The organism is Nocardia arthritidis, from assembly GCF_011801145.1.
In the GTDB taxonomy this organism is placed as follows: Bacteria; Actinomycetota; Actinomycetes; order Mycobacteriales; family Mycobacteriaceae; genus Nocardia; species Nocardia arthritidis_A.
This window is the reverse complement of record NZ_CP046172.1, coordinates 4260141-4272934: the sequence shown is the minus strand read 5'-3', so window position 1 is coordinate 4272934 and position 12794 is coordinate 4260141. Positions and strand designations below refer to the sequence as shown.

15 protein-coding genes are annotated in these 12794 nt (G+C 67.9%); 6 read left to right on the top strand and 9 right to left on the bottom strand.

All coding sequences use genetic code 11. The annotated features are described in order from the left end of the window. Positions 1–381 precede the first annotated feature (381 nt). Both F5544_RS19220 and F5544_RS19215 read right to left on the bottom strand, forming a co-directional pair. Positions 382–612: a hypothetical protein gene (locus F5544_RS19220; RefSeq protein ID WP_167474455.1), complete on the bottom strand. Its 231-nt coding sequence runs from the start codon at positions 610–612 to the stop codon at positions 382–384. A 150-nt stretch (positions 613–762) separates the two neighbouring features. Next, entirely contained in the window at positions 763–1389 is a 627-nt protein-coding gene (locus F5544_RS19215) for a winged helix-turn-helix transcriptional regulator (RefSeq protein WP_167479329.1), read from the bottom strand. A gap of 78 nt (positions 1390–1467) precedes the next feature. Between F5544_RS19215 and F5544_RS19210 the strand changes: the two genes are divergently transcribed. Beyond that, on the top strand, positions 1468–2355 hold the full coding sequence (locus F5544_RS19210) for an alpha/beta fold hydrolase (RefSeq protein ID WP_167474454.1): 888 nt from the start codon (positions 1468–1470) through the stop codon (positions 2353–2355). 2 nt (positions 2356–2357) lie between these two features. On the opposite strand, the gene ligD is transcribed toward F5544_RS19210, so the two are convergent. From ligD to F5544_RS19195, 3 genes are all read right to left on the bottom strand, one after another. Beyond that, positions 2358–3302: a non-homologous end-joining DNA ligase gene (gene ligD / locus F5544_RS19205; protein ID WP_238847332.1), complete on the bottom strand. Its 945-nt coding sequence runs from the start codon at positions 3300–3302 to the stop codon at positions 2358–2360. A gap of 97 nt (positions 3303–3399) precedes the next feature. Further along, positions 3400–4593 carry an MFS transporter gene (locus F5544_RS19200; protein WP_167474453.1) on the bottom strand — a complete coding sequence of 398 codons (1194 nt, stop codon included), beginning with the start codon at positions 4591–4593 and terminating at the stop codon, positions 3400–3402. A 27-nt stretch (positions 4594–4620) separates the two neighbouring features. Further along, positions 4621–5307 (bottom strand): TetR/AcrR family transcriptional regulator, encoded by a 687-nt coding sequence (locus tag F5544_RS19195; protein WP_167474452.1) that lies wholly within the window; start codon positions 5305–5307, stop codon positions 4621–4623. Between the two features lie 97 nt (positions 5308–5404). Here F5544_RS19195 and F5544_RS19190 point away from each other — a divergent pair, with 97 nt between their 5' ends. After that, positions 5405–6520: an FAD-dependent oxidoreductase gene (locus F5544_RS19190; RefSeq protein ID WP_167474451.1), complete on the top strand. Its 1116-nt coding sequence runs from the start codon at positions 5405–5407 to the stop codon at positions 6518–6520. A 10-nt stretch (positions 6521–6530) separates the two neighbouring features. On the opposite strand, the gene F5544_RS19185 is transcribed toward F5544_RS19190, so the two are convergent. Next, positions 6531–6890, bottom strand: a complete 360-nt coding sequence (locus F5544_RS19185) for an ArsR/SmtB family transcription factor (protein WP_428847150.1) — start codon at positions 6888–6890, stop codon at positions 6531–6533. Between the two features lie 83 nt (positions 6891–6973). Between F5544_RS19185 and arsM the strand changes: the two genes are divergently transcribed. Next, positions 6974–7735, top strand: a complete 762-nt coding sequence (arsM, locus tag F5544_RS19180; protein WP_167474450.1) for an arsenite methyltransferase — start codon at positions 6974–6976, stop codon at positions 7733–7735. 4 nt (positions 7736–7739) lie between these two features. Here the strand turns inward: arsM and lexA are convergent, their stop codons facing one another. Both lexA and F5544_RS19170 read right to left on the bottom strand, forming a co-directional pair. Then, positions 7740–8399, bottom strand: a complete 660-nt coding sequence (gene lexA, locus F5544_RS19175; RefSeq protein WP_167474449.1) for a transcriptional repressor LexA — start codon at positions 8397–8399, stop codon at positions 7740–7742. A 41-nt stretch (positions 8400–8440) separates the two neighbouring features. After that, positions 8441–9286 carry an alpha/beta fold hydrolase gene (locus F5544_RS19170; protein WP_167474448.1) on the bottom strand — a complete coding sequence of 282 codons (846 nt, stop codon included), beginning with the start codon at positions 9284–9286 and terminating at the stop codon, positions 8441–8443. Between the two features lie 88 nt (positions 9287–9374). On the opposite strand from F5544_RS19170, the gene F5544_RS19165 reads away from it, so the two are divergent. After that, positions 9375–9977, top strand: coding sequence for a TetR/AcrR family transcriptional regulator (locus F5544_RS19165; protein ID WP_167474447.1), 603 nt, complete (start codon positions 9375–9377; stop codon positions 9975–9977). A 93-nt stretch (positions 9978–10070) separates the two neighbouring features. Here the strand turns inward: F5544_RS19165 and F5544_RS19160 are convergent, their stop codons facing one another. Then, positions 10071–10658: a TetR/AcrR family transcriptional regulator gene (locus F5544_RS19160; RefSeq protein ID WP_238847331.1), complete on the bottom strand. Its 588-nt coding sequence runs from the start codon at positions 10656–10658 to the stop codon at positions 10071–10073. A 124-nt stretch (positions 10659–10782) separates the two neighbouring features. On the opposite strand from F5544_RS19160, the gene F5544_RS19155 reads away from it, so the two are divergent. Beyond that, positions 10783–12210, top strand: coding sequence for an MFS transporter (locus tag F5544_RS19155; RefSeq protein ID WP_238847330.1), 1428 nt, complete (start codon positions 10783–10785; stop codon positions 12208–12210). A gap of 143 nt (positions 12211–12353) precedes the next feature. Beyond that, positions 12354–12785, top strand: coding sequence for a type II toxin-antitoxin system Rv0910 family toxin (locus F5544_RS19150; protein WP_167474446.1), 432 nt, complete (start codon positions 12354–12356; stop codon positions 12783–12785). Positions 12786–12794 lie beyond the last annotated feature (9 nt).

Here is a 12794-nt window from a genome sequence, read left to right as displayed (position 1 = left end):
GCCGGGCCGCTGCCACGCACTGTCCCCATCGCACGGTGCAGGGGCTGCGGCGATTACGGCTGTTCCGTTACCGCTATCATCATCGCTCGCGTCGGTGATCTGGTGCGTTGGGAATGGTCGCGGGCGATGCCAATGGATCGTTCGGTCAATTTCGTTGCGGCCCAATATGATCGCGAGGTAATGCGGGTTGCGGCGGATCACTCGTGGGAGACTCCGGAGCGCACCACCGGACGTCTCATCCTGACCGGCTTGGATGACGCCCGCCTACGCGCGTACGGCATTACTCCTGTCCGGGTCATAAGGAATCGTCGCCTTCGATGGCCCGCAGCGCGCGGCCGACGGTGGCATCCCGTGGCCGCGCGCTCTGGCCCTGCTGAAAGATCAAGGCATGCAACCGTTTTGGCGGAGCTGCGCCGCCAACGTGTCCGAGATGGACACCGATGTCCCCGGGCTGACCCCGTTCAGCGCGGAAACGTCGATGTCGGCGCGGGTCGCGCAGCCGAGCAAATCCGTGGTGACGGTGATGGTCTGGTCGGCGTGTGCGACACCCGCCCCGGCGACACACAAACCTGCCAGCAGTACAACCGAGGCACCCGCCTTGGCGAATCTCATGAGATGTCCTCCTTCGAATCGCGATCGTGTGAGTTTTCTCGATACCTGCACCGGTGGTCTTCCCTGATTGCGCGAAAGTAACCATCCGCAGATATCGACGGTCCGAAGCAGGTTTGATCGGACACCGCACATCCGACGCAGCGGCACCCGTCAGGCGGCGAAGACGGCGCGGACGACGGATTCGTCGCCGTCTATCTCGACCAGTCCGAGGGCGCGGGCGTCGCCGAGGGTGATGGCGCCCGCGGCGAGTCCGAGTATGTAGGCGGGTTCGGCGCGGACGGTGGCGTCGAGATCGCGGCCGTCGTGCGGGCCGACCTCGAAGCCGGAGCGCGTCGCGCGGAGCTGGAAGGGTGGGCCGCCGATCTCGAGGCCCACCGTCGCCGAGGGGCGGACCGCGACCCGAGTGTCGAGCAGGGCGGGGACGGCGAGGGCGAGCCATCCGGGGCGGAAGGCGTCGCCGTCGGGGCCGCGCAGCATCAGCGGGGTGGACCAGCGGATCAGGCTTTCGATCGGCCGGCGCAGCTCGGCACCCCACGGCGTGAGGGCGTACTCGACAGCATTGCCCGCACCGGCCAGTCGCCGCTCGATCACGCCCGCGGTCTCGAGGTCGCGGAGCCGGTCGGCGAGCAGATTGGTCGCGATGCCGGGGAGGCCGTCGAGCAGGTCCCGGTAGCGGGCGGGGGCGATGAGGAGCTGGCGGACGATGAGCAGGTTCCACCGGTCGCCCACGACTTCGAGGGACCGGGCGAGCCCGCAGTACTGGCCGTAGCTACGCATCATTCCTTCTACTTGTTTTTCTCAAGTGTGCGTGACATTCTCAAGCATACCTTGCCGCCAAGCCTAGAGGGGGCCGCCATGGCCGATACCACCAGCAGCGTGCGGCCCGATTGGGTCGACGACACCCTGTTCCCGTTCGAGAGCCGCTTCGTCGATATCGACGGGCACACCGTGCACTACGTCGACGAGGGGTCGGGGCCCACACTGCTGCTCCTGCACGGCAACCCGACCTGGTCGTTCCTCTGGCGCGACGTGATTCGCGCACTGCGCGACGACTTCCGTTGCGTCGCAATGGATTACCCTGGCTTCGGGCTGTCGGCGGCGAAACCCGGCTACCGTTATCTGCCCGAGGAGCACGCCGACGTGGTCACCGGATTCGTCGACAAGCTCGGCCTCGAGGGTGTCACGCTGGTCGGGCAGGACTGGGGCGCCCTGATCGGCTTGGCTGCCGCGGAGCGTCGGCCGAGCGTGTTCGATCGGCTGGTGCTCGCCGACACCTGGGCCTGGCCGGTCAATGGTGTCCTACACTTCGAGTACTTCTCTCGCATCTTCGGCGGACCCCTGGGCCGCTTCCTCGCCCAGCGCCTGAACTTCATCGTCAACGTGTTCATCCCCTTGGGTCACCGGCGGCGGAAACCAACGGCAGCCGAGATGGCCCACTACCGCCGGGCTATGGACACCCCCGAGCGGCGCAAGGCCTCCGCCGTATTCCCCCGCCAGGTCCTCATCAGCCGAGCCTTCTTCGCCGAGCTCGAGGCCGGTCTTGCCGACCTCGCCCACCTGCCGACACTGATCGTGTGGGGTGACGCCGACATCGCCTTCCGCCCCCAGGAGCGCAAGCGTCTGGAAGCGACCTTCCCCAAGCACCAGACCGTGATCGTCGAGGGTGCAGGCACTTACGTGGAATCCGACGCGCCAGAGGAGTTCGTCGCCGCGATCCGCGACTGGTCAGCGAAACAGCCCTGAGGTCATTCCGGCAGTTTCACGTCGCGAGATTCCTTGTCGGGCCGCAATCCTCGCCACGAGGGATGGCGAAGCCTGCCGTCTCCGGTCCATTCGGTGAAGGTCACCTCGCCGACGAGGGTCGGCTCGACCCAGACGGCGTCGGCGACGGGGGCCGCTACGGGAGCTGTATTACGTTGCAGCGGTTTGAGTTTTGCATGTAGGTCGGCGAGCATGGCCTGGGTGAAGCCGGTGCCGACGTTTCCGATGTAGGTGAGTTCACCGGTGTCGTCGTGCACCGCCATGAGCAGTGAGCCGATCTGCCCGGCGCGCCGTCCGGCGCCCGGCCGCCAGCCGACGATCACGACCTCCTGATCGCGGATGTTCTTCACCTTGATCCACAGCGGACTGCGTCGGCCCGGCGAATAAGGGCTGTCCACGCGTTTGCAGACAATTCCCTCCAATCCGAGGCGCCGCGATTCTTCGAGAACCGCCGCGCCGGATCCGTTCAGGCGAGCCGGGGTTTGCCAATTCGGGCCGCGCAAGTCGAGTTGTTCGAGTAATTCCCGTCGCTGCTGGTAGGGCAGGTCGATCAGCGAGCGATCCCCGATATGGAGCAGATCGAAAATCATATAGGTGGCCGGGACGCTGCTGACCAGTGCGCGGATCGCGGCGGGATTGCGTTGATGCATCCGCGGCTGTAGCGCCTCGAACGAGGACCGCCCATCCGCGGCGAAGGTGACGATTTCACCGTCGACGACGAATGGCGGATCCGATGGGGCGAGCCCGGCGAGTTCGGGCCAGGCCGCGGTGATGTTCTTGTCGTTTCGAGACATCAACCGCAGGTCGCTATCGATATAGCCGATGGCGCGGACGCCATCGAATTTCACTTCGTAATTCCATTGCGAGTCGTTTCCGGGTATGACGCCGGCCGTGGCCAGCATCGGCGCATAGCGCGGCAGCCCCTTCATATCCGCCTCGCCGCCATCGCCGGTCCTCTCGCGAACTCGAACGCCGTTGCTCGACAGTCGCTCCAAGAATACCGGCCGGTCTTTACTTTGAATGGAATTACCGATGCAGACGTTCTCCGGCCAGGACGAGCGCCACCGCCAGTGCGAGTGCGGTGGCCCCGGAGATCAGCAGGGGGATGCGGCCGTCGGCATACCAGGCGAGTCCGGCCCACAGTCCGGCGGCGAGGATGGCGCCGCCTGTGAGTCCTTGATAGATGCCTTGGGCGGTGGATTGCCTTGCGGCAGGCGCGATATCGGCGATCCAGGCCTTGCCGACCCCGTCGGTGGCCGCGGCGAATCCGCCGTAGATCGGCAGGACGACGAAGACCCATCCCGGCGAGGTCGCGAACCCGAGGCCGAGATAGCCCACCGCGAAGCACGCCAACCCGGCCGCGAAGACGAATTGCCGCGGCAGCATGTCCGATACCGCGCCGGCCGGGTAGGACAGCAGCGCGTATGCGGCGTTGTAGGCGATGTAGGCGCCGATGACCCCGGCCACCGAAAGCCCGAGTTGGTGCGCGCGCAACAGGAGCAGCGAGTCGGGGAAGTTCACCAGGGAGAAGACCGTCAGCACGGCGATGAGCGTCTTCAATCGCGTCGAGAACCGTTGGGACGACGGATCATCCGGCTCATCGACTGTGCGATTCGTTGCGCCGGAGGAGTTTTCGCGGACCGCGGCGACCAGCGCGACGGCGGCCAGCGCGGGGACGACGGCGAGCACGAGCAGCGGCCGCATGCGGTGGTCGAGTAGTTCGTAGAGCGCGAGCCCGAGCGCGGGTCCGACAACCGCACCGAGCGTGTCCATGGTGCGGTGGACCCCGAATATGCGGCCCTTGACCGCGGGATCGGCGCCGACCATCAGCAGGGCATCGCGGGGTGCCCCGCGCACGCCCTTGCCGAGCCGGTCCACACAGCGCCCGGCGAGCACGAGCGGCCAGGCGAACGCCGCGGCGACGATGACCTTGCCGAGCGCGGCGAGCGCGTATCCGAGCGCGATCAACGGCCGCTTGCGGTAGCGGTCCCCGAGGCGGCCCGCGGCGATCTTGGTCAGCGCGGCGGCCGCCTCGGCCGCGCCTTCGACCGCGCCGACCACGGCGGCGGGCGCGCCGAGGGTGACGGTGAGGAAGATCGGCAGAATCGGATACAGCAACTCGCCTGCGGTGTCGGCGAGGAAGCTGACCCCGCACAGCACCCGGAGATTCGGCGTCAGCCAGGTCGGCAGGCGGCGACGGGCACCCGGCGGAGTCGGCATGGGCGCACGCTACCCGGCCACTGCGGCTCAGGTGGACGGGTGCGCCGCGATGACACCGGCGAGCAGGAAATCGATGCCCGCGAGGAATTGCTCGCGGTCGTCGTGTCCGCGGAGTTGATCGGCAATGGACCGGAGGAACGGGTAGTCGTCGGGGTCGAGTTCTTCCCATGCCGCCGCCGCGTCGCCGAGGAATTCGCCGCGGTCCGGATGCTGTTCGCCGACGCGGGAGTTCTCGGCGTTCTGGCCCGCCGCGCCGAGGATGTAGTTCACCAGCGCCGAGGTGGCCGTGAACCAACTGCCCTCGGGCACGCCGAGCGCGCGGACCCGGCGACCGATGCTCTCGTAGATCCGCCGGGTCATCGAACCCCATGGGCTGCGGGCCAGCTGCATGGCGAGTTGCGTTCCGAGCCAAGGATGTTCGTCGATGGCGTCGAACAGGCCGAGCGCGATGGCGCGGATCTCGTCCCGCGCCGTGCCGGGAGATTCGGCGGGCGCGATGGCCAGCGCGGCGGCGACGACGGTGTCGGTGGCGGCGGCGAGCAGTTCGTCCTTGTTCGCCACATGCCAGTAGATCGCCCCGGGTCCGGTGGCGAGGCGTTCGGTCAATGTCCGGAAGGTGAGCCCGCCCGCGCCGGTGGCGTCGAGCAGTTCGACGGCGGCTTCGACGATGGTCTCCCGGGAAAGCGCCGCTGCCCGACGTGTCCGCGTTGCCATGCCGCCATCTTGACACATCTGGAACGTTGCTCCAACATGGAACGGCATTCCAGTTCTGGAATGGCATACCAGAAGGTCGAACCTCGAAGGAGCCACCATGAAGATCACGATCATCGGCGCCGGGCTCGGCGGCCTGACGCTGGCCCGCGTCCTGCACGTCAACGGCATACCGGCCACGGTCTACGAGGCGGAGGACTCCCCGACCGCACGCACGCAGGGCGGAATGCTCGACATCCACGACTACAACGGGCAGCCTGCGCTGGCGGCGGCCGGTCTGCTGGACGAGTTCCGCGGCCTCATCCTGGAAGGACGTCAGGCGCTGCGGATCCTCGATCGGGACGGAACCGTTCTGCTCGACGAACCCGACGACGGTACGGGCGGACGCCCCGAGGCGCAGCGCGGCGAACTGCGACGGCTGCTGCTCGATTCGCTGCCGCCCGGCACCGTCCGGTGGGGCCACAAGGTCAGCGGCGCCCGCGCCATCGGCGACGGCCGCCACGAGGTGAGCTTCGCCGACGGCGGCACCGCGGTCACGGATCTGCTGGTCGGCGCCGACGGCGCGTGGTCGCGGGTTCGGCCGCTGCTGTCTGCCGCCACCCCCGAGTACACCGGCATGTCATTCGTCGAGACCTATCTGTTCGACGCCGACACCCGTCATCCGGCCGCCGCGAAAGCCGTTGGCGGCGGGGCACTCATCGCGCCCGAGCCGGGCAAGGGCATTCAGGCCCACCGTGAGCGCGGCGAGACCCTGCACACCTATGTGGCACTATCCAAATCCCAAAGCTGGTTCGCCGAAATCGATTTCACTGACCCGGCCGCGGCCGCCGCGCGCATCGCGGGCGAATTCGACGGCTGGGCACCGGAACTCACCGCGCTCATCACCGAAAGCGACACCGCACCGGTCCTGCGCCCACTCAACACGCTGCCGATCGAACACCGCTGGGACCGAGTGCCGGGAGTGACATTGATCGGCGACGCTGCCCACCTCGCACCCCCGAACGGCGAAGGAGCCAACCTGGCCATGCAGGACGGCGCCGAACTCGGCAAGGCCATCGCCGCGCACCCCGGCGACGTCGAGTCCGCGCTGACCGAATACGAACAGGCACTGTTCCCGCGCGCCGCCGCGGCCGCCGCCGACGGCGCCGAGGTCTTCGAGTTCATGTTCGGCGCCGCCGCGCCGCACAGCTTCGTCGAGATGTTCACCAGGCACTGACCCGCGGGGCCTACACGGGTGCTGCGGTCGGCGCGAGGATATCGGAAAGTCGTTGCAGCGCAGCGGGAACCACCCGGTAGTAAACCCAGGTGCCGCGTCGTTCCGAGGTCAATAGCCCAGCTTCGCGCAGGACCTTGAGGTGGTGGGAGATGGTGGGCTGGGACAGGTCGAAGGCCGGGGTCAGCTCGCAGACGCAGACCTCTTCGCCGCCGGCGGCGGCGATCAACGACAGCAGCCGCAGCCGGACCGGATCGCCCAGCGCCTTGAACGCGCTCGCCAACTCGACCGCCGCGGCGGCGTCCAGCGGTGCGGACAACGTGGTGCAGCAGCCCGTCATCGCGGCGATCAGCGGAAGCTCCTGTTTCGACACACATCAATATTGACAGATATCTAATCAGAGCGGCAAACTTGCTTCGATAGATTTCAATACAACCTGGTCAGGAGTTGGTTCTCATGTCGGAGCAGGGTAACGAGCTGCGGGAAACCGTGCGTGAGCGCTACGCGGCCGCCGCCGTGGCGGTCGCGGATGGCGGTACCGCGACGGATTGTTGCGGCGGCAGCGGCTGTGGGGTCGAGATCGACGAGCAATTCGGCGCGAGCCTGTACGGGGCCACCGACCGCGATGTCTTGCCGATTCGGGCCGTCGCCGCATCACTGGGCTGCGGCAACCCGACCGCGGTCGCCGAGTTGCGCGCGGGCGAATCCGTACTCGATCTCGGATCCGGCGGCGGCATCGACGTGCTGCTGTCGGCGCGCCGGGTCGGGCCGAGCGGCAAGGCATTCGGCGTCGATATGACCGATGAGATGCTGGCGCTGGCCCGGGATAACGCGGCGAAGGCCGGTGTCACGAACGTCGAGTTCCTGAAGGGCACGATCGAGGCGATCCCGTTGCCCGACAACAGCATCGATGTGGTGATCTCCAACTGCGTCATCAACCTGTCGACCGACAAACCGGCGGTATTCGCCGAAATGGCAAGGGTGCTGGTGCCTGGCGGTCGCATCGGGATCGCCGATGTGGTCGCCGACGACGCCCTGACCCCCGCCCAGCGCGGTGAGCGCGGCGACTACGTCGGCTGTATCGCGGGGGCGCTGTCGTTCGGCGAGTATCGAAACCACTTGGCGGCGGCCGGATTCGGCGACATCGAGATCTCCGCGACGCATCCGGTGGCCGACGGGATGCACTCGGCGATCATCAAGGCCGTGAACCGCCTCTGAATGATCAGACCCGGCGCATCACCGAGACGACCTTGCCGAGCACGACCGCCGCATCACCGTCGATCACCTCGTACGCCGGATTGCGTGGCTCCAGGTAGACGTGCCCGTTGCGCCGCCGGTACACCTTGACGGTCGCCTCCCCGTCGATCATGGCGGCGACGATCTCCCCCGAATGCGCCTCGTGCTGTTTGCGGACGACCACGATATCGCCGTCGCAGATGGCCGCGTCGATCATCGAGTCGCCGCGCACCCGCAGCCCGAAAACCGTTCCGCGGCCGACGAGTTGGCGCGAGAGGGTGAGGACGTCGTCGGTGTGCTCCTCGGCCAGGATCGGGGTGCCCGCCGCGATATCGCCGACGACGGGCACCGGGACCGAATCCGTGTCCTGCGTGCGCGGCTCGGCCGCCCGCAGGAACATCCGCACATCGATCGGCCGCGACACCGAACCGCTGCGCCGCAGAAAGCCCTTCTCCTCCAGGCTGTTCAGATGTTTCGACACCGACGAGGTCGAGCGCAGCCCGACGGCGTCGCCCAGTTCCCTGGTGCTGGGCGGGTACCCGTACCGGACCACCCAATCCCGAATGGTGGCGAGGATCCGCTGCTGGCGCGGCGGCAGCAGCGAGGTGTCGAGGTGCTCGAACGCGTCGAGGTCGTATCCGGTCACCCCGGAGATGTTAGAGGCAGTGACTCCCGGATCGGCGCAGGCTACCGCCGGGAGTCGACCTCGGCCCAGAACGCGGTGAGGTCGGCGCAAACCTGTTCGGGCCGTTCCTCGTTCGGCAGATGGCCGACGCCGGGGTAGACGACGCGCCGCGCACCGAGGTCATCGGCGTAACGCTCGTGCACGGCGGGCTCCCACAGATCGCCGGTGTCGCCGTAGGCGATGAGGATCGGTACCGCCGCGGCCCGCAGACCGGCGATATCGTCGTCGACGGTCTCCATGGTGTGCAGGATGCCGACGAGGTTCGCCTTCTTGGTCGCCATGATCCGCCGGTGCAGGAAATCTCGTTTCGCGTCGGGGAGCGCGCTCATCGCGGAACTCATCTGCTCCCAGATCGACTGCTGCCCACCGGCTTCCACCATCTGCGCGACCGATCGCGGTGGCGGGAAGGCGATATCGCGCACCGAGGTGGGCCCCGAGGCGAGCAGGGTCAGGCTGCGGAAGCGGCCCGGATCCGCGAGCACCGCGGCGCGGGAGACGTAACCGCCGAAGGAGTGGCCCACCAGGTGCACCGGCGCACCGATCCGCTCGGCGACGCCCAACAGATCGCCCGCGAAATCGCGCAGCGTGTAGTCGGCCGGATCGTCCGAACCGTCCGACTCCCACTGGCCGCGCTGATCGTAAGCGACACAGTGGAATCCGGCCCGCGCCAAGCGCGACAGCATGGCCTCGAAATCCTCCTTGGAACCGGTGAAGCCCGGAACGAGCAGAGCGGTGCCGCGCACCTCGACACCGTCCGGCGGCGCCGAACGCCACGCCGACAGCCGCCCCGCGCCCCCACGCAGGTCGAACGGCACGATTTCGGCGGTGTTCCCGGTGGCGTAACTCATCAATCCTCCTCGATTGCGACGACACGAGTGTGCCGACAACCGGCATCGTAACCGAGCACTCACTCGGTAATGTTATATATTCGAGACCATGACCGGACGGTACGGCAGACCGCGTGGCGACGCGCGCCGCGAACAGATCCTCGATGTGGCGCTGAAGACGTTCGCCGAGAACGGATTCCGCGGCGCGTCCCTGGCGGATATCGCGACGAACTGCGGACTGTCCCAACCCGGCCTGCTGCACCACTTCGCGAGCAAGACCGAGCTGCTCGCGGCGGTGCTCCAGCGCCGCGACGAAATCGACGCGCGGCGAATGGAATTCGACGGCAGACTGTCCGGCGTCGCCGCACTGGAGCGGCTGGTGCAGCTGGTCGAATACAACGCGCACCTGCCCGGGCTGGTGCGACTGTTCACGGTGGTGACCGGGGAGGCGGTGACCATCGACCACCCCGCGCACGAATGGGTCGTCGGCCGCTACCGCATGCTGGAGACCTGGCTGGTGCGCGCGCTCGACGACGGAATCGCCGACGGCGCCATCCGACCGGATACCGATACCGCCGCCCTCGCCCGCCAGGTGTTCGCGATGATGGACGGCCTACAGCTGCAATGGCTGCTCGATCCGGAGCAAGTCGATATGCCGAAGCTGTTCCGCGCCTACATCACTCAGGTCACCTCGGCCATCGCCGCCGGGTAAGTTCGGGTTAGCAAACAAGCGGCTTGCGCAGCTCCGTCGGCCGCATGATGACTCGCGAAAAATAGCGGGGCACAGGCGAATACCCGCGCAAGCTCACCCGTCGGCGGGGTGCGCGCCGGTTGTTCGCAGGCCGTCCATGGTGACCGCGAGCAGGCGGTCCGCCGCCTCGGGTGCGGTTTCGCAGGCGATGGCGATGCCGTGCCCGAAGCGCAGGAGGTCGCGCGGTTCGATATCGCCGCGCACCATGCCCGCCGCCTGCGCGGGTTTCAGAATCGCGGTCGCCGCGTCGTTCATCAGGACACGGCACATCTCGAAGGTCTCCGACTCGCGGTCGATCAGCGCCTTCAGCGTCACCGCGAGACTGCGTTCCTCGAGCACCCAGCGCACCTGCCGCTGCAGCCACATCTCCAGAGCCGCCTCCGGCGGATGGGTCGCGGCCAGCTCGTGCGCGTACGAGCTGAGCCGCTCGATACTCGACCGGTAGACGGCCTCGATGAGCGCGTCGCGGTTGGGGAAGTGCCGGTACAGGGTGCCCGCGCCGACCCCGGCGCGGCGGGCGATGTCATCCAGTGGCGCATCCGGACCGTGTTCGGCGAAGGCCGCCCGCGCGGCCTCGACGATCCGCTCGTAATTGCGCCGCGCGTCGGCGCGCATGGGCCGTGCGGTCGACGGTGCGTCCACTGATTCCTCCACTGGAAACGGATGAACTCTCCGTTTAGGCTTGCGTAAACGGAGACCTTCTCCATATGCTAGCTCCTGTCCAAACGGAGACACTCTCCGCTTAGGTTCATCCCATGGAGCGTACTTGTCTACCAACACCATTGCCGCGGACATCCGTCCGGCCCTCGCCCGCCCACTGCGGCATGGCGTCGTGCTGGCCACCCTGCTGACCTGCCAATTGATGATCGTCCTCGACATCACCGTGATGAATGTCGCGCTGCCGCGCATCCGCACCGACCTGCACTTCAGCGCCACCGGCCTGTCCTGGGTGATGAACGCGTACACCCTGACCTTCGGCGGTCTGCTGCTGCTCGGCGGCCGCGCGGGCGATCTGTTCGGTCGGCGCAACCTGTTCGTCGTCGGCACCACCCTGTTCACCCTCGCCTCGTTGGCGGGCGGGCTCGCGCCGTCCGCGACCTGGCTGATCGCCGCCCGCGTCGTCCAGGGCATCGGCGGCGCGATGGCGGGCCCGAGCACCCTCGCGCTGCTCACCACCACCTTCACCGAGCCGAAGGCCAGGGTCCGGGTGCTCGCCCTGTTCTCCGGCATGTCCAGCGCGGGCTTCGCGATCGGCCTGATCATCGGCGGTCTGCTCACCCAGTGGCTGAGCTGGCGGTCCGCGCTGTTCATCAACGTGCCGTTCGGCGCGGCGGTCGGCGTGCTCGCGCTGCGCTACCTGCCCGATTCCGAGCGCAGGCCCGCCCACCTCGATCTGCCCGGCGCGTTCACCGCGACCGGCAGCATCGCGACGCTGGTGTACGGCTTCATCAGCGCGGCATCCGATGGCTGGTCGGCCACCACCACCGTGCTCTCGCTGGCCGTCGGCGCCGGACTGCTCGCCGCCTTCCTGACCATCGAAATGCGCACGGCCGAACCGCTGCTGCCGCTGCGCCTGTTCGTCGAGCGCAATCGCGCCGCCGCGTACGCCAATATGTTCCTCGGGCCGATGGCGGGCATGTCGATGTTCTTCTTCCTCACCCGGTACCTCCAGGAGGTGCGCGGAATGAGCCCGCTGACAACCGGTTTCGCCTTCCTGCCGACCGCGGTGATGATGTTCACCATGATCCGGCTCGTCCCGCGGCTGCTGCCCCGCCTCGGGCCCAAGCCGCTCACGCTGACCGGAACGGTATCGATGGGCGCCGGATTGGCGCTGCTGACCCAGCTCTCGACCGACAGCGCGTACTTCCCGATGCTGTTCGTCGCCACACTGCTGCTGGGATGCGGTATCGGCCTTGCCTTTTCGCCGCTGAACGTGATCATCATGTCCAGCGTGCCGAGCGCCGACGCCGGCGCGGCGGGCGGTGCGCTGCAAACCCTGCAGCAGACCGGCGCCGCACTCGGATTGGCCATCCTGGTCACGGTATTCGGCACCGCGGCCAAGGATGCGACGGGATCACCCGAGCATGTGCTCGTCAGCGGCGTCACGGCGGCCTTCGCCGGTGCGGTCGGCATCGCGGCGCTGGCCTTCCTCGTCGCGCTGACCTTCCGCAGCGTGAAACCGGCTCGCGCGTAAGGAGAGACCGCCCGCGCCGGGTATACGAGTGCCGCACGCGGCAGCTCGGCCCGGCGCGGGCCGCGTCTCGTTCCGCGACTGGTCGATATCCGCCGCCTTTCCGTGCGGTAGGCAGAACTTTCGGTACCGGTTACCATGCGCGGGTGGCAAAGCTGAAGGTTTCCGTCGATGTGCCGATCCCGCCGGAGGACGCGTGGGCGCACACGTCCAATCTGGCCGACCTGGGTAAGTGGCTGACCATGCACGAGGCGTGGCGCGGGGAGGTGCCCGCGGAGCTGACCGTCGGCACCCAACTCGTCGGAGTCGCGACCGTGAAAGGCCTGCGCAACCGGGTGACCTGGACGGTGCGCGCCGCCGAACCGCCACACAAGCTGGCCCTGCGTGGCGCGGGTAAGGGCGGGACCAAGCTGGGCCTGGAATTGCTTGTGCGGCCGAAGGGTTCGGGTTCCGAGGTCACGGTCGACATCGAATTGGGCGGCGCACCGCTGTTCGGTCCGATCGGCGCCGGGGTGGCGCGGGCGGTGAAGGGCGATATCGAACGATCGCTGGACAGGTTCGTCGCGCTGTACGGCTGAGGCCGAGCC

Excerpts from the sequence above, each read along its gene's own strand:
- F5544_RS19190 (WP_167474451.1), top strand. The coding sequence starts at position 5,405 with ATGAAGATCACGATCATCGGCGCCGGGCTCGGCGGCCTGACGCTGGCC.
- F5544_RS19165 (WP_167474447.1), top strand. The coding sequence starts at position 9,375 with ATGACCGGACGGTACGGCAGACCGCGTGGCGACGCGCGCCGCGAACAG.
- F5544_RS19170 (WP_167474448.1), bottom strand. The coding sequence starts at position 9,286 with ATGAGTTACGCCACCGGGAACACCGCCGAAATCGTGCCGTTCGACCTG.
- arsM (WP_167474450.1), top strand. The coding sequence starts at position 6,974 with ATGTCGGAGCAGGGTAACGAGCTGCGGGAAACCGTGCGTGAGCGCTAC.
- F5544_RS19220 (WP_167474455.1), bottom strand. The coding sequence starts at position 612 with ATGAGATTCGCCAAGGCGGGTGCCTCGGTTGTACTGCTGGCAGGTTTG.
- F5544_RS19195 (WP_167474452.1), bottom strand. The coding sequence starts at position 5,307 with ATGGCAACGCGGACACGTCGGGCAGCGGCGCTTTCCCGGGAGACCATC.
- F5544_RS19210 (WP_167474454.1), top strand. The coding sequence starts at position 1,468 with ATGGCCGATACCACCAGCAGCGTGCGGCCCGATTGGGTCGACGACACC.
- ligD (WP_238847332.1), bottom strand. The coding sequence starts at position 3,302 with ATGAAGGGGCTGCCGCGCTATGCGCCGATGCTGGCCACGGCCGGCGTC.
- F5544_RS19200 (WP_167474453.1), bottom strand. The coding sequence starts at position 4,593 with ATGCCGACTCCGCCGGGTGCCCGTCGCCGCCTGCCGACCTGGCTGACG.
- F5544_RS19215 (WP_167479329.1), bottom strand. The coding sequence starts at position 1,389 with ATGCGTAGCTACGGCCAGTACTGCGGGCTCGCCCGGTCCCTCGAAGTC.